This window comes from Paenibacillus tyrphae (genome assembly GCF_027925525.1).
In the GTDB taxonomy this organism is placed as follows: Bacteria; Bacillota; Bacilli; order Paenibacillales; family NBRC-103111; genus Paenibacillus_G; species Paenibacillus_G tyrfis_B.
Map to the genome: position 1 here is coordinate 1 of NZ_BSDJ01000011.1, position 15363 is coordinate 15363.

13 protein-coding genes and 1 other annotated feature are annotated in these 15363 nt (G+C 52.5%); of the genes, 8 read left to right on the plus strand and 5 right to left on the minus strand.

The window, feature by feature from the left end:
* Positions 1-88 precede the first annotated feature (88 nt).
* Together QMG93_RS14760 and QMG93_RS14765 are read right to left on the minus strand one after the other, a co-directional pair.
* A complete protein-coding gene (locus QMG93_RS14760) occupies positions 89-1267 on the minus strand; it encodes an acetoin utilization protein AcuC (RefSeq protein ID WP_281937682.1) in 1179 nt (392 codons plus the stop codon).
* 16 nt (positions 1268-1283) lie between these two features.
* Positions 1284-1916: a GNAT family N-acetyltransferase gene (locus tag QMG93_RS14765; protein ID WP_281937684.1), complete on the minus strand. Its 633-nt coding sequence runs from the start codon at positions 1914-1916 to the stop codon at positions 1284-1286.
* 148 nt (positions 1917-2064) lie between these two features.
* Between QMG93_RS14765 and acsA the strand changes: the two genes are divergently transcribed.
* Positions 2065-3789 (plus strand): acetate--CoA ligase, encoded by a 1725-nt coding sequence (gene acsA / locus QMG93_RS14770; RefSeq protein WP_281937686.1) that lies wholly within the window; start codon positions 2065-2067, stop codon positions 3787-3789.
* Between the two features lie 140 nt (positions 3790-3929).
* Here the strand turns inward: acsA and QMG93_RS14775 are convergent, their stop codons facing one another.
* Positions 3930-7121 (minus strand): transglycosylase domain-containing protein, encoded by a 3192-nt coding sequence (locus tag QMG93_RS14775; protein ID WP_281937688.1) that lies wholly within the window; start codon positions 7119-7121, stop codon positions 3930-3932.
* A gap of 188 nt (positions 7122-7309) precedes the next feature.
* Positions 7310-7611: a binding site (T-box leader), on the plus strand.
* A 56-nt stretch (positions 7612-7667) separates the two neighbouring features.
* Between QMG93_RS14775 and tyrS the strand changes: the two genes are divergently transcribed.
* Positions 7668-8924, plus strand: coding sequence for a tyrosine--tRNA ligase (gene tyrS, locus QMG93_RS14780; protein WP_281937690.1), 1257 nt, complete (start codon positions 7668-7670; stop codon positions 8922-8924).
* 175 nt (positions 8925-9099) lie between these two features.
* Positions 9100-9393, plus strand: a complete 294-nt coding sequence (locus QMG93_RS14785) for a hypothetical protein (protein ID WP_163768020.1) — start codon at positions 9100-9102, stop codon at positions 9391-9393.
* 254 nt (positions 9394-9647) lie between these two features.
* On the opposite strand, the gene rpsD is transcribed toward QMG93_RS14785, so the two are convergent.
* Positions 9648-10247 carry a 30S ribosomal protein S4 gene (rpsD, locus tag QMG93_RS14790; protein ID WP_281937695.1) on the minus strand — a complete coding sequence of 200 codons (600 nt, stop codon included), beginning with the start codon at positions 10245-10247 and terminating at the stop codon, positions 9648-9650.
* Between the two features lie 366 nt (positions 10248-10613).
* Between rpsD and QMG93_RS14795 the strand changes: the two genes are divergently transcribed.
* The 4 genes from QMG93_RS14795 to QMG93_RS14810 all read left to right on the plus strand — a co-directional run bounded on the left by QMG93_RS14795 (position 10614) and on the right by QMG93_RS14810 (position 13228).
* Complete coding sequence (locus tag QMG93_RS14795; RefSeq protein ID WP_281937698.1) at positions 10614-11201, plus strand: TVP38/TMEM64 family protein; 588 nt, start codon at positions 10614-10616, stop codon at positions 11199-11201.
* Between the two features lie 30 nt (positions 11202-11231).
* Entirely contained in the window at positions 11232-12350 is a 1119-nt protein-coding gene (locus QMG93_RS14800) for an aminopeptidase (protein ID WP_281937700.1), read from the plus strand.
* A gap of 100 nt (positions 12351-12450) precedes the next feature.
* Positions 12451-12699 (plus strand): HPr family phosphocarrier protein, encoded by a 249-nt coding sequence (locus QMG93_RS14805; protein ID WP_010498192.1) that lies wholly within the window; start codon positions 12451-12453, stop codon positions 12697-12699.
* Positions 12700-12940: 241 nt separating this feature from the next.
* Entirely contained in the window at positions 12941-13228 is a 288-nt protein-coding gene (locus QMG93_RS14810; protein WP_281937703.1) for a YlaN family protein, read from the plus strand.
* A 45-nt stretch (positions 13229-13273) separates the two neighbouring features.
* Here the strand turns inward: QMG93_RS14810 and cax are convergent, their stop codons facing one another.
* Positions 13274-14326, minus strand: a complete 1053-nt coding sequence (gene cax, locus QMG93_RS14815) for a calcium/proton exchanger (protein ID WP_281937705.1) — start codon at positions 14324-14326, stop codon at positions 13274-13276.
* A 102-nt stretch (positions 14327-14428) separates the two neighbouring features.
* Here cax and QMG93_RS14820 point away from each other — a divergent pair, with 102 nt between their 5' ends.
* Entirely contained in the window at positions 14429-15214 is a 786-nt protein-coding gene (locus QMG93_RS14820; protein ID WP_281937707.1) for an SDR family oxidoreductase, read from the plus strand.
* Positions 15215-15363: the final 149 nt, after the last annotated feature.

A 15363-nucleotide genomic window follows, 5' to 3' on the forward strand; every position in this document is an offset into this window, starting at 1 on the left:
CGGCCGCGGGCTGTTTGCATTTTCATAGAACGAATCAAGGTACTTGTAAGGCAGTTATGCCTCTAAAACAGCGCTGCAAGTCAAAGGATTAGGCCAAATAAAGCGAAGCAATTTCTTTGGTATGCCGGTTCTTTTCGGTAATTTCCCGTCGCCTCGGAATCGGGTCCCAGGTGTGCACCGCGTCCAGCCATGTCGTTGGAAGCGCTTCACCGCAATACGGCTGCCACTTCGTTACCCAGTCGGCCGGCAGGGCCATTTCCGGATTTTGCTCCAGCTGTTGGAGCAGGGGATGCTCGTTCATTTCCAGCCAGAGGAGGCTCCAGGCCCTCGGAACGACGCGCCAAATATCATAGCCTCCGCCGCCGAGCGCTACCCACCGACCTTGGCAGTGCTCATGTGCGAGTCGGTGGATGATGCGCGGCATCGCCCGGTAAATTTCCATGCTGCAGTGAATATGTGCCAGCGGATCGTAGGCATGGGCATCGCAGCCGTGCTGGGAAACGATAAGATCCGGTTTAAACTGCGCGGCCGTCTTGACAAGCACCTCCTCGAAGCATTCCAGCCACGATTCATCCTCGGTGAAAGGCTCCATCGGCACGTTGATCGTCGTTCCGAAGCCCGTCCCGTCGCCACGCTCGTTCACCGCCCCCGTACCGGGAAACAAATATTTGCCCGTTTCATGAATAGAGAACGTACAGGTATCCGGATCGGTGTAGAAGCTCCATTGGACGCCGTCGCCGTGATGCACGTCGGTATCGATGTACAGGACGCGCACGCCATACTTGCTCTTGGCATGCGCGATGGCTACGGCCGCATCGTTGTAGACGCAAAAGCCCGCTCCTTTATTCGGCATGGCATGGTGCAGTCCGCCTCCCAAATGCAGCGCGTGCCCGGCTTCTCCGCCGAGCACGGCATCGACCGCCCGAATAGAGCCTCCGACCAAAATGGACGTGGCCTCGTGCATTCCCGGGAAAAAGGGCGTATCTTCCGTATCCAGCCCGTATTTTCCTGCCTGATGCAGCCACTCTTCCGTCGGCTGGTCGGCGCTTAATGCCTTGACGGCATTGACATATTCCTGCGAATGCACCGAGCAAAGCTGCGTTTCGTCGGCCGGTATCGGCCGGATCAAGCTGTCGCCGGACAACGCTTTCGCCTTGCGCAGCAGGTCGACCGTCAGCACCAGTCTTTGCTGATTAAACGGGTGACTGTCGTTGAACTTGTAGGCGACTTCATTCTCGTCGTAAACAAACAAAGCTTTTGCACTCATGCTATTCGCGCTCCCATCAGTACATAAACCGCTGCCGGAATCGGACCCGGTCGAATTGCTCCACGGAAGACAGCGGCACTTTTTTGCCGATGCGCACCATCAGGCAGTTGGCCGGATGAGAGCAGATTTCCGGATCGTCGGTAGCATACCAGACCATATTGACGCTTTTCATCAGCTTCTCCATCATATCCCGGTACTGCCAAACGGTAAGTCCGCTTTTTTCCAAGTCCCAATGCCAGTAATATTCGGTCGTAAACGTGATGACATTCTCAAGCTGTCCGTCCTCGAAGGCCAGTCGGATCAGCTTCTTGCCAAGGCCAAGCCCCCGATAGTCGTCCGCCACCTCGATCGCGCCCAGCTCGACCAAATCTTCCATATTTCCCTCCGACCAGCGTTCCATCTCGTCGGGATAATGGAATGTGACGTAGCCGACAATCTGCGTCGAAATCCTCGCCAGAACGATTCGTCCCTCCGGTAGCCCGGCAATTTCGACAAGCGCCTCGAACTGCTCTTTGGGCCTTCGGAACGCATCCAGATCCGGATGCATCGAATAGTCGCGGAGCTGCTCGGGAGGCACAGGGCCCTCCAGAATGATTTCGCCGTTCTGATACGGAATAACTTGGGAATGATACAATTTAACATGCTCCATCTGCGGCGATTCACTCCCTTCCAGAACTTCACTTTAAGAATAACAAAAAAATAGTCGGATAAAAAGTGTTGTGGTATAATATGTTTTAGTGCGTATGAAAGCGTTTCATCAAAGTGAAAAAAAAGAGAGCTTTGGGGAGGAAATGGTCATGGATCATACGAATGTCGAAATCATAGCACCCGTAGCAACATCGCCCAACATGAAAAACTACGAGGAAGAACGCGTCCAATTTCAATGGGCGGATATCGAGAAAGCATTCACATGGTCCCAAACCGGTAAGGTGAACGTCGCTTATGAAGCGATTGACCGCCACGCCGATTCGCAGCGCGGAGACAAGATCGCTCTGTACTACAGCGATGACCGCCGCGACGAAAAGTACACGTTCAAGGAAATGAAAGCCCAGTCCAACCGGTTCGGCAACATTCTGCGCAAGCTTGGCGTAGGGAAGGGCGACCGGGTCTTCATCTTCATGCCGCGCTCACCGGAGCTTTACTTTGCCTTGTTCGGCACGATCAAAGTCGGAGCCGTGGTCGGTCCGTTGTTCGAAGCGTTCATGGAGACGGCCGTCAAGGATCGTCTGGAGGACAGTGAGGCCGTGGCGATCATTACGACGCCTTCGCAGCTTTCGCGTGTACCCGTTCAAGACCTCCCGCATTTGAAGCATGTGATCTTGGTCGGAGAAGATCTGTCATTATCCGAAGGCCAAGTCGATTATTATAAAGAAATGGCCACCGCTTCCGAAGAGCTTGAGATCGAGTGGGTGGACCGCGAAGACGGGTTGATCATTCACTATACATCCGGCTCCACCGGCAAGCCGAAAGGCGTATTCCACGTCCATAATGCCATGCTGCAGCATTATTATACCGGGCGTGTCGTGCTGGATCTTCAGGAGCAGGACATTTATTGGTGTACGGCGGACCCGGGTTGGGTCACCGGCACGTCCTACGGTATTTTTGCGCCGTGGCTCAACGGTGCGACTAACGTCATCCGCGGAGGCCGCTTCTCTCCGCAGAACTGGTACGGCACGATCGAGAAATACAAGGTCACGGTATGGTACAGCGCACCGACGGCATTCCGCATGCTGATGGGCGCTGGCGACGATACGGTGAAGCAGTTTGATCTCAGCTCCCTTCGTCATGTGCTCAGCGTAGGCGAACCGCTGAACCCGGAAGTCGTCCGCTGGGGACTGAAGGTGTACGATCAACGCATTCACGATACGTGGTGGATGACCGAGACAGGCGGACATCTCATCTGTAACTATCCGAGCATGGCGATCCGTCCGGGCTCGATGGGCAAGCCGATTCCGGGCGTCGAAGCGGCGATCATCGACGATGCAGGCAACGTGTTACCGCCGTTCCGCATGGGCAATCTGGCGATCAAGACGCCTTGGCCGTCGATGATGCGCAAAATTTGGAACAATCCGGCGAAATATGAAGAGTATTTTCGGATTCCGGGCTGGTACATTTCGGGCGATTCCGCTTATATGGACGAGGACGGCTATTTCTGGTTCCAAGGCCGCGTCGACGACGTCATCAATACGGCAGGGGAGCGCGTAGGTCCTTTCGAGGTGGAGAGCAAGCTGGTAGAGCATCCGGCAGTTGCGGAAGCGGGGGTTATCGGCAAACCGGACCCGATGCGTGGCGAGATCATCAAAGCGTTCATTGCCCTGCGCGAAGGCTATGCACCATCCGAAGAGCTGAAAACGGATATTTCCAAGTTCGTCAAAGAAGGCTTGTCTGCCCACGCCGCGCCGCGTGAGATCGAATTCAAAGACAAGCTGCCGAAAACCCGCAGCGGCAAAATTATGCGCCGCGTGCTGAAAGCATGGGAGCTTAATTTGCCGACAGGCGACTTGTCGACCATCGAGGACTAGGAAGCTCGTCCGGTAGTGGCTTTATATCGTTTATCATCAAGGGAGGATCTCTGCTGCTTCAAGTGGCGGAGTCCTCTTTTTTATTATCTAAAAAAGGGATACGAACCGCGCAAGCGGTCCGTATCCCTTTTTCCTTACTGCTATTTCTTGAACTTCACCGCCGCCGAAAGCTTGGATTCGCCGAATTCATTTGTGGCGGAAACTTTGTAATAGCCGTCATAGGAGACGGCATAGTATTTGAATTGCGTTGCATTCGCTACCGTACCGATTTTCTCGAACTTGCCGTTTTCTTTTTCGCTATAGTATACCGTATATTCCTTAACCTTTTCTTTGCTGGCATTGTCCTTCCAGTTCAGCTCGACGCCTCCGCCGGTGGACTTGGCCGATAAGCCGGTAGGCGCAGCCGGAGGCGTCTTGACGGGTGTCTGATCTTCCTTGCCGGTAGATCCGCTGCCGACGTTATGCTCCTTATTCGGTTCAGAGCCGGTGCCCGTTTCCGAACCGCCTGTACTCTCGTTATTTTTTCCATCGCCGGGTTTGCCGTCCGGAGGAGTGGTCTTCTGACCTCCACCCGCGGGAAGCGACGATAGATCGACGGACGTCCCGTCCGTGTAAGCCGCTTTGCTTGGTACGGATTCGTTACCGGCAACATCGACAGCGGTCACATAATAACCGTACAGGTTTCCTCCGTTGACGGAATCCGTAAACTTCGCCTCGTCGCCGGCGATCACGACTTTGCTTACCCGTTGGTACGGTCCGTGATTGACGGAACGGTATAACCGATAGCCGACGGTATCGGCGCTTGAGCTCGCTTGGAACGTGATGACGCTGGTGTCGCCTGCATGGGTTGCGACGACCGTCGTAGGCGCTGCCGGCGGGTTTCCGTCATCCGTTCGTGGATCGGTCTCGGAAGGCGCATCGTCCTGGTAATCTTTTGGACGATAAAAATCCAGGCTGCGGCGGCGGTCCGCTTTGACTCTTTCCATGGCGTTCGCCAGTTCTTTAAACAAAGGTCCGAGCGGTTTTTCCCGCTTGATCACGCCCTTCTGCTGAACAAATTCGCTTGGCGTTCCGTCTTGTGCGATATAATTGATTCCGTTATACGTAATAATCGGCAAGCTTACCATGACGTTATCTTCTTCGGTCGGAACGAATTTTTTATTGAATACGTCCGTGACGAGCTTACCCGCCTTCGAAGTCGCTTCGCTCGGCAGCTTCCCGGAAAGGCTTGAGACGGTCGCCTCGACGATATTTTCCGGCCGTTTGAACTCTTTTGTCGGGAACAGTTCAGGTTTTTTGTTAATCGCGTCATCTAGAACAAGTGCAAAAATATTTTTGGCCCGGTTCGTTCCGCCGGTTTTCTTGCTCAGTTTATGAATTGGCTGATCATATCCGACCCAGACGCCAAGTGTAATGTCCGGCGTATAGCCCATAAACCAAGCATCGGCATCGTCCTGGGTCGAGCCGGTTTTGCCGACGATCGGCATTTTGCCATAGTGCTTGTAATTTTTCATCAGATCGGTTGCCGTACCGGACGTAATGACGGTGCGCATCATATCGGTCATCAGATAAGCCGTTTGCTCGGAAAAAGCGGTTGTCGGGTTAAGCTGATGCTCGTAGACGACTTTTCCGTTGGAATCAGTAATTTTTCGGATCATGAACGCTTCGTTGAACTCGCCCTTGTTGCCGATCGTCGCATAGGCATTGGTCAGCTCTTTGACCGTTACTCCGTATTTCAAACCGCCGATAACGCCTGTCTGGGCTTGATAATCGTCCTTGGTAATGGAGACGATCCCCATCTTTTTGGCAAATTCCCAGGCTTCTTTAATGCCGACGACATCGACGAACAATTTGATTGCCGGAATGTTGTACGACTGGTTTAACGCCCGTCTGGCCGTGACGAGTCCGTGGTAGCCGTCATCCCAGTTTTCCGGGATGTGAAAGCCTCTGCTGCCGTCCTTGAGAATGATCGGGACATCGTCGATGACCGAGGCCGGTTGAATGGCGCCCTTCTCCATGGCCGGCAAATAAGCGGCGATCGGCTTCATGGTCGAACCGGGCTGGCGAAGTGCTTGGGTCGCGTGATTCAACTGCTCCTTGAAAAAGTCGCGGCCTTCCATCATGCCAAGAATCGCCCCGGTTTTGCTGTCCATCATGACAGCGCCGATTTGCTCGGTTCCTTTGACTTTATCGTCAGGAGTAAAGTTATTGCCATCCTTCGCGATGTCGCGCATCGACTCGTAGATGTCTTTGTCGATCGTCGTATACACGTGATAGCCGCCTCGGGACAATTGGGCTTGTACGCTTTTCAGCGCCTCGCTGTACGTCTCCGGATTGGCTTGCGGGTCCAGCTTCGGCTGTTGGACTGACATCAGCGCCTTGGCCGCTTCTTTCTCTACCTCGATCATGAGGAAAGGGTAGGTGGAATAAGCTTTCTTGACCCGCTCGGCAAGCGAGCCCTTCAAATCGAACTGCAGTGCCTCCTGGTACTGCTGCTCGTTGATTTTACCTTCCTCCAGCATTCGCTTCAGCACGAGCTGCTGGCGCTGAACCGCACGTTTGAATGCGGCGCCGTCGACCTCGCCTTTGCTGGTGAAGGCTGAGAAGTTGCTCGGCTGCTGGGGGACGCCGGCCAGGTAGGCGGCTTGCGAGATATTTAATTTGCTCAGATCGTCGATGTTGAAGATCCCTTTGGCAGCGGCTTTAATGCCGTACAGATTGTAGCCGGACGAGCCGTTGCCATAAGGGATTTTGTTTAAGTAGGCCAGCAGAATTTCGTCCTTCGACATCAGGCGCTCCATGCGCATGGCGAGCAAAATTTCTTTGGCTTTCCGGCTATCGGCCTTGTCCAGCGTTAGAAAGACGCGCCTTGCGACCTGCTGCGTAATCGTGCTGCCGCCGGTCTGAATGTCTTCATTCATCAGCTTTTGGAGCACCGCGCGGACTGTTCCTTTGAGGTCTACGCCGTGATGCTGATAAAAGTCGTTGTCCTCAATCGCCAATACGGCGTCCAGCACTGGCTTGGGAATATCCTTCAAGCCCGCCATCCGCCGGTCTTCCTCGGTACGAAGCTGGCCGACTACCGTATCGTCGCGGAAATACACGAATCCGGTCAAGGCGTCGTCCTGCATTTGCGCCATCATCGTTTCCTTGCTCCGAATCGGATCATCTTTAATTAGTGCGCTGACATAACCGAAAGCGGCGCCGGCCCCCAGCAACCCCGCAAACAAACCGGCGATAAAAAGCCACTTGATCGTATGTAGAGTATATTTGCCAGTTCTAAGCAAGATGACTTGATATCTCGGCCTTTTTTTTGTTGTCTCTTTCTCCATGAAAGCGAGTTCCTCCTGATTGGAAAACATTCCTTAAACATTATAGCATAAAAGCGCTCCGCTACACACCGCCGCAAAATCGTTCTCTATGACGATTTGCTGATTTCAGCCTGATTTTGCCGCTTCGAACCCGGGGGTTTGACAATCGTTTTGGCCTTGTGATATAACTAGGGATAATTGTATACCGCTGAAATGCAGTGATGGACTTAGTAGGATAAGGAACTAAGCTTGCAGAGAGCCGGTGGATGGTGCGAACCGGCAGCCGACCTTAGACCGAATTACCGTCCGGAGCAGCGGAAGGGAACCGCGGAACGGCATACCATAGCCGCCCGTCAGTAGCTTCCGATCGGGCAGCAGCCCGTTATCCGATGAAGTGAAAGCTTTGGCAACGGTCTTGGGTGAAGGACTCGCAGTTTCTTCCTACGATACCGTTTCGTTTGCCGGGCTTTAATTAGGGTGGTACCGCGAGCAAAGCCTTCTCGTCCCTTGGGATGAGAGGCTTTTTTTTATTTTGCAAATTTAGAGACTAAGCAGGAGGAACAGGCAATGGCAAAATGGGAACAATTGACACCGGAGCAGCAGCAGGAGGTGAACCGTCAGCTGGAGACGATTCGCCGCGGAGTCGTGGAGATCGTACCTGAGGATGAGTTGAAGCAGAAGGTGATCGATTCCGTCGCAACGGGAACTCCGCTGAAAGTAAAACTGGGACTCGATCCATCGGCTCCGGATATTCATGTCGGCCATACGGTCGTACTGCACAAACTGCGCCAGTTTCAGGAATTCGGGCACCAGGTGCAGCTCATCATCGGCGATTTCACCGGGCGGATCGGGGACCCGACGGGCAAATCCGAGACGCGCAAGCAGTTGACGGAAGAAGACGTCAAGCGCAATGCGGAGACGTATCAGAAGCAAATTTATAAAATATTGGACCCGCAAAAAACACAGCTGTTCTATAACTCCGAATGGCTCGGACCGCTCACGTTCGTCGATGTCGTTGAGCTGTCGGCCAAGCTGACGGTGGCGCGCATGCTGGAGAGGGACGATTTCTCCAAGCGCTACTCCGGCGGCCAGCCCATTCATATCCACGAGTTTTTCTACCCGTTGATGCAGGGCTACGACTCGGTGGCGCTGAAGAGCGATATTGAGCTGGGCGGAACGGATCAGAAGTTCAATCTGTTGATGGGGCGCACGCTGCAAAAGGAATACGGAGTCGATACGCAGGTAGCGGTCATGAACCCGTTGCTCGAAGGGCTGGACGGCGTGCAGAAGATGAGCAAGAGTCTCGGCAACTATATCGGAATCGACGAAGAGCCAAATGAGATTTACGGCAAAGCGATGTCCGTGCCGGACGAGCTGATGCTCAAATATTACGAGCTGGCAACCGACATTTCGAACGAAGAGCTGCAGCAGCTTCGCGACGGGCTCGGCAACGGCACCGTTCATCCGCGGGATGCGAAGATGCGGCTCGCTTACACCTTCGTCCGGATGTATCATGGGCAGCAGGCTGCGGAAGAAGCGCAGCAGCATTTCGTCACCGTCTTCCAGCAGCGCGCACTGCCGGAGGATATCCAGGAAGTAGCCCTTCCGCAGGAGGCGCTGGAAGAAGGCAAAATCCGTATTGTGAAGCTGCTCGTTACGCTTGGTCTGCAGAGCTCGGGCAGCGAGGCGCGCCGAAGCGTACAGCAGGGCGCAGTGAAGATCAACGAGGAGAAAATTGACGATCCTAACGCCGAGCTCGCGCCGCAGGGCGGCGAAATCGTGCAGGTCGGCAAACGCAAATTTGCCCGTATTAAGTTAGGTTAAGCCATATAACAAAAGGATGCTCCGCAAGTCGGTATCGACGGCGGGGGCATCCTTTTTTAAAAAAAGAACTTGACAAGCGGATGGAAGTGTGGCGAAGCCCCTGAAAAAGATTTTACTCGAAAGAAAAAACTGCCCTTGACGTGGTATATTTATATTAGAAATGTGGTAACGCACATTGGAGGTGGATAATACGAAAACCGTTAAGCTTTATAAATGGGAGAATTTACAGGCGGATAGTGATTGGAAGGTAAAACGTAGTTTCTCTATGTGGTATTGTGGCCATTATGATTTCGTAGATTGTGACGAGGGCGTTGAATATGTTTTACCTGAAGGTTATGTAGTAGCAGAAAATGACTTAGGTGAGGAACTTATTTATGACCATACTGGTGACTATTGCGAAATTTCCATATCTCATAATAAGCCTGTTTTGTATAGTAACGCTGGGCGCGTGGAGTTGGTTAGGGCATGAGTTAAGTTTAAGGAATAATTGAACAAACCAAAGAACCCAGAGAATAGAGCTGGGTTCTTTTTTTTATCTGGCACTTGGAATATAAGAGCGTCTACCCACATTATTTTTAGCCCCAAACCAAGCCCTATTTAGCCCCAAATGGGTGCATTATAGTGCATTAACTTGCAATATTGATTGAATGAAAAAAAGCCCGGAACCCTTGATAAATAAGGGTTTTTGGGCTTTTTTTCGTAGTAGTTTGCGCGTTAATTCTATTAGCGGCTGTAGAACTCGACGATTTGTTTTTCATCGATTTCTTGAGCAAGCTCGGAGCGCTCAGGCCAACGAACGTACTTGCCTTCCAATGCGCCTTCGTTGTATTCGAGGTAAGCCGGCAGGTAGTTGCGGTTTGCCAAAGCTTCTTTAACGGAAGACATGTTGCGGCTTTTCTCGCGAAGGCCGATCACGTCGCCAGTGCTTACCGTGTAAGAAGCGATGTCGACTTTCTTGCCGTTAACCGTTACGTGACCGTGGGAAACCAATTGACGCGCGCCAGCGCGGGAGTTGGCGAAGCCCAGACGGTATACGAGGTTGTCCAAACGGCTTTCAAGCAGGAACATAAAGTTTTCGCCCGCGATCCCTTGCAGCTTGGTAGCTTTGTTGAACAGGTTGCGGAATTGCTTCTCGTTCAAGCCGTACATGTGGCGAAGTTTTTGTTTTTCTTGCAATTGAACGCCGTAGCCGGACATCTTCTTGCGTTGTCCCGGGCCATGCTGCCCCGGAGGGAAAGGACGTTTCAATTCTTTACCAGTACCGCTCAAGGAAATGCCGAGGCGGCGGCTTAATTTAAATTTAGGACCAGTGTAGCGTGCCATAAGTTGGGAAGCTCCTTTTATCAATAATTTGGTTAAGTTAATAAACGGGTGAAGCGTGTGCCCGATTTTGCCTGAAGCGTTTCTTAACGATCCGCACCCGACAAGAAGAACCAGCCGCGGTCCTGTCGGCAGCAAAATCTTACAGAGGGTGACGCAAGCTTCCACCATAAGCACGGCTGCCAGAGCAGTAATTCCGATGCTTATTCTCGACTTCTTATTTTATAAGATGGATATGGTTGTGTCAAGCATAGGAATATGGGGACGGTTTACGAAAATATGCTTTTTTATTGCAAGCTATCGCTCCAATACGTTCGTGATCGGAAGCAATTTCTGGTACAATATGATATGCGAAGGGAGGCTTGACCATTGGCCAATTGGAATGTCCACCAGTTGTCGGAAGCGCTCCGTTCTCTCGGATGGATAGGTCATGTCGCGGGGGCGCTGCTCGTTGTGCTGCAGACGCTTTTCCCCGTTGTGCCTTTTGTCTTGGTAGCCGGGGCTAACGTCTTGATTTTCGGGTTGTGGCGAGGGTTTCTGGTCAACTATGTGTTTGCTTGCCTTGGAGCGTTTATTGCGTATTATACGGCGAGAAATTACGGAAGGGCATGGGTGCAGGGCAAGCTCGCGAAGTACGATTTCATCGAGCAATGGAGCGGGAGACTGGAGCGGCACGGACTTTGGTACATCGCAGCCAGCCGGATTATTCCGGTGATACCTTCCTTCGGCATTAACCTGGGCGCTGCGGTCATGAAGGTCAAACCAAGGGATTTTGTGATCGGTACATTGATCGGCAAAGCGCCGATGATTTTCCTTGAATCGGTAATCGGGCACGACTTGCTCCATCTCGGCCGATATAAAGGAAGACTTTTTGCCGCATTAGCCTTGTTTTTCGTCCTGCTGATCATCGGGAATTATTACAAAAACAAATGGACCAAAAGCGGCAGCAAATTTTAACATTGGTAAATGGAAAAAGGAGAAGATTCGATGCGTGATCCCCGTTTAGAACAATTGGCTCGCAATCTTGTAGGTTATTCTTTGAATGTACAGCCCGGCGAAAGGGTGCTGATCGAGATGATCGGCTCCGAACGGGAAATCGTCAAATGTCTCGTACAAGAGGTGCATGCCCGCGGCGGCCATCCTTACGTGGAACTGACGGACTATGCGATTACGGCGGCAGTGCTGCGTTCTGCGACGCCCGAGTTTCTGGAGCACTGGGCCGATATGCACCTGTCGCGAATGAAGGATATGGACTGTTATGTTGCGGTTCGCGCCGGCGAAAACGTAAGCGAGCTGTCCGACGTGCCTGAGGATAAGATGAAGCTTTACAAAAAAATTTACAGCCAAAAGGTGCACATGGAGCAGCGGATCAAGCATACGCGTTGGGTCGTGCTGCGTTATCCGAACGCGTCGATGGCGCAGCTCGCCGGCATGAGCACGGAAAAATTCGAAAATTTCTACTTCGACGTCTGTAATCTGGATTACGCTAAAATGTCCGATGCGATGACTCCGCTTCAGGAGCTGATGAACCGTACCGACCGCGTGCGCATCGTGGGGCCGGGGGAAACGGATATTTCCTTCTCGATCGAAGGCATCGGCTCCGTCAAATGCTGCGGCCGTCGCAACATCCCGGACGGCGAGCTGTATACCGCCCCGGTACGCGATTCCGTGAACGGCGTCATCGCCTATAATACGGTTTCCGAAAATTCCGGAGTTACGTTCGAGAACGTCGTCTTCCGGTTCGAGAACGGCAAAATCGTCGAGGCTACCGCAAACGATACCACCCGGCTGAACAAAATTCTCGACACGGATGAAGGCGCCCGTTATATCGGGGAATTCAGCCTCGGGTTTAACCCGCATATTTTATACCCGATGAAGGATACGCTGTTTGACGAGAAAATCGATGGCAGTCTCCACTTCACACCCGGCCAAGCGTATGAGCAGGCGGACAACGGCAACCGCTCCGCCGTTCATTGGGACCTGGTGCTTATTCAACGACCGGAATTTGGCGGGGGCGAGATTTATTTTGACGACCGGCTGATCCGCAAGGACGGACGATTCGTCATTCCGGAGCTGGAAGGGCTTAACCCGGAAAATTTAAAGTAATCGTAACGAAAATAGTGTTGCATGTTATTCCCTTCCACGGTATCATATTTGAAGAAAGCGATTTATCTTGTCCGTCACTAGACGCATGGAGGGATTTTGTATGCCAAACGCCAATAACGCCGCAATTGTGGAAATTTCTCAAACCGCCAATAAATTCAGATCTTCCATTGTTCTTCAGTATGATAACAAGTATATCGATGTGAAGAGCATCCTCGGCTTGTTTACGACGCTGCTCACATCCAGCAACTATGATCTTCATGTTCACGGTCCGGATGCCGACGAAGCAAAGAAAGCGATGGCCGAAGTGTTCGAGAAGCATGGTCTTAAGATCAACAGCATTCAAGACTAATCCATACGATTTCCAGGTAAAGGCATTTTCGCACAGGCGAAGATGCCTTTATTTATTTTTTTGAGAATAATTCTCAAAGTCCGGCGTCTATCTTGGTCTATCGACTTGTGTATTGCGTCGTTTTCGACTAATATAAAACTATCGGCGTTTAAGCGCCTGCTTCGGATAAGTACCGGGGCCGCATGTTCGTCCGGTTGACCGCCGGAGAACGCAAATGGTTGGATTACAGGGGGGGAGCACCATGTCGTCGGATGTGCTGCTCAGCTTGTCGCAGAAGGCTCTGCATCTGCTGCAAGAAGATGCGGACAAGATCGAGAAGCTGATCGAAGTGCAGATGGAAAACTTAACCACGCGCAAATGTCCTCTGTATGAAGAGGTGTTAGATACGCAAATTTACGGGTTGTCGCGGGAGATTGACTTTGCGATCCGGGCGGAGCTGATTACCGAGACGGCGGGCAAACAGATCTTGATGAAGCTGGAACGGAATATGGCCCAGCTCTATGAGGCTATGAGTCAAAACAAAGAGTAACCTTCACTGGGAAGGTTACTCTTTGTTTTTTGTATCGTATGGCTTCTACACTAAGAAGAACGCAATGCCCAGAATGATATAGACCACCAGCAGCAGCACGCCCTCGAACCACGTTGTGGCTCCGTCCTTGGAGATCGATTTGGCGATAAACGCGGCTACGCCGATGGCTATGATCTCGTAGGTCGTAAAGACGAGATCCATCGTTTTGCCGAAAAGAAGCGAGAGCAGCACCAACACAGGCGCGACGAACAGGGCAATCTGCAGGCTGCTGCCGACCGCGATTTCGACGGCGGCGCCCATTTTGTTTTTCCGGGCCATCATAACGGCGGCGCTATGCTCCGCGGCATTGCCGACGATGGCAATCAGGAAGGCGCCTACGAACAGCTCGGACAGTCCGTATTGATGGCTGAACGGCTCCAGCGTATGTACTAGCCACTCGCTCTGAAAGGCGACCATGGCGGTAGCGATAATCAGAAATACAATGGACATGCCTTTGGACCATGCGGCTTCCCCGTGCTCGACGACTTCGTCCGACAGCTCGTTCTTATGCGTGATCATGGAGAAGACGAGCCAGAGCAGGTAAGCGATGATCAGGATCACGGATACGATGATGCTCAGATTGGACGTTTCATGAGTGGTGAAGCTCCGGGCGAAAGCGGCAGGAATGAACAGCGCAATAACGGCCAATAGCATGAGCGATCCGTTGTGACCGGCCAATTTTACGTTGAAGGTCTGTTCCTTGAATTTCAAGCCGCCGAGCAGCACGCTAAGTCCGAGCACCAGCAGCATATTCCCGATAATGGAGCCGGTGATACTGGCTTTGACGATATCGAACATCCCGTCTTTCACCAGAAAGATGGCGATGATAAGCTCTGCGGCATTGCCGAACGTCGCGTTCAAAAAACCGCCCAGTCTTTCCCCGGCATAATGCGCCACACTTTCCGTAGCTTTTCCCAGGAAGCCGGCGACAAAGACGATCGCTACCGCCGAGATTAAGAATTGCACCGTAGGGCTGAATGTGGGAGCTCCGACATAATGAGCCACTGCACTTAGGGCGAAGCTTGCAAGCAGACCGATCGTAAAACCGTGGCGTTTCAAAAGGATCACCTCATGTGGTAAAGTATACCTAACTCGAATAAAACCTATTCTAATATAATCAATTTTTGGACAAAGTAAAATACTTTTAGGGAGGAGTTTTTCATGGATTTATATTTAAAAGGTAAAAAAGCCGTTGTCACCGCTTCCAGCAAGGGTTTGGGGCGGGCAATCGCTGAGCAGCTGGCGGCGGAAGGAGCCGATTTATTGCTCTGCAGCCGCGATGCACAGGCCGTATGCGACGTAGCGGCCCAGCTGGCGCAAAAATACGGCGTATCGGCTACAGGCATGGCTGTCGATCTAAGCAGCCCAGAGCAAATCGGCTGGCTCGTCCAGCAGGCTGCCGACCGATTCGGCCGGGTTGACGCTCTCGTATGCAATGCCGGAGGGCCGCCAAGCGGCAGCTTTCTGTCGCTGGACGAGGAGGCGTGGCTCCATGCCATTCAATTGAATCTCATGAGCGTTGTCAGGCTTGTCAAAGGCTTCCATCCGCTGATGAAGGAACAGGGAGGACGGATCGTCACGATCGCTTCGTCGTCGGTGAAAATGCCGATCCCCGGCTTGGTGCTGTCCAATACGCTGCGGACGGGGATCGTCGGTCTAATGAAGACGCTATCGGTCGAGTGGGGCCCGGACGGAATTTTGTTGAACACCGTATCTCCCGGCCGAATCAGCACGGAACGTCTGGTTGAGCTGGATTCGGCCAAAGCGGCCCGCGATCAGGTGACGGTTGAAAAGATACAGGAGAGCATGGTCAAGGACATTCCGCTCGGCCGCTACGGCGAGCCGGAGGAGCTGGCTGCCACGGCGGCATTCCTGCTTTCGCCGCGCAACAGCTATATGACCGGTTCGGTTTTTTATGTCGACGGCGGGTCGGTTAAGGCCATTTAGAGGTATTATCAGGCGGCCCGTTATCGGCTTGTTCCAGCTTACAGCTCCCGCGAATTCGGGTGATGTCGAAAACTGTCAAATGGTTGCGCGGTACATTTGCTTTCCCGCTTGGAAGTTATTACAATAGAGCTATAATCCTTGAAGGAGTG

What these genes read in the sequence shown, in the direction of transcription:
- QMG93_RS14760 (WP_281937682.1), bottom strand. Translation starts at nt 1,267, where the DNA reads ATGAGTGCAAAAGCTTTGTTTGTTTACGACGAGAATGAAGTCGCCTAC.
- QMG93_RS14800 (WP_281937700.1), top strand. Translation starts at nt 11,232, where the DNA reads ATGCGTGATCCCCGTTTAGAACAATTGGCTCGCAATCTTGTAGGTTAT.
- QMG93_RS14810 (WP_281937703.1), top strand. Translation starts at nt 12,941, where the DNA reads ATGTCGTCGGATGTGCTGCTCAGCTTGTCGCAGAAGGCTCTGCATCTG.
- QMG93_RS14775 (WP_281937688.1), bottom strand. Translation starts at nt 7,121, where the DNA reads ATGGAGAAAGAGACAACAAAAAAAAGGCCGAGATATCAAGTCATCTTG.
- QMG93_RS14805 (WP_010498192.1), top strand. Translation starts at nt 12,451, where the DNA reads ATGCCAAACGCCAATAACGCCGCAATTGTGGAAATTTCTCAAACCGCC.
- rpsD (WP_281937695.1), bottom strand. Translation starts at nt 10,247, where the DNA reads ATGGCACGCTACACTGGTCCTAAATTTAAATTAAGCCGCCGCCTCGGC.
- QMG93_RS14765 (WP_281937684.1), bottom strand. Translation starts at nt 1,916, where the DNA reads ATGGAGCATGTTAAATTGTATCATTCCCAAGTTATTCCGTATCAGAAC.
- QMG93_RS14820 (WP_281937707.1), top strand. Translation starts at nt 14,429, where the DNA reads ATGGATTTATATTTAAAAGGTAAAAAAGCCGTTGTCACCGCTTCCAGC.
- acsA (WP_281937686.1), top strand. Translation starts at nt 2,065, where the DNA reads ATGGATCATACGAATGTCGAAATCATAGCACCCGTAGCAACATCGCCC.
- tyrS (WP_281937690.1), top strand. Translation starts at nt 7,668, where the DNA reads ATGGCAAAATGGGAACAATTGACACCGGAGCAGCAGCAGGAGGTGAAC.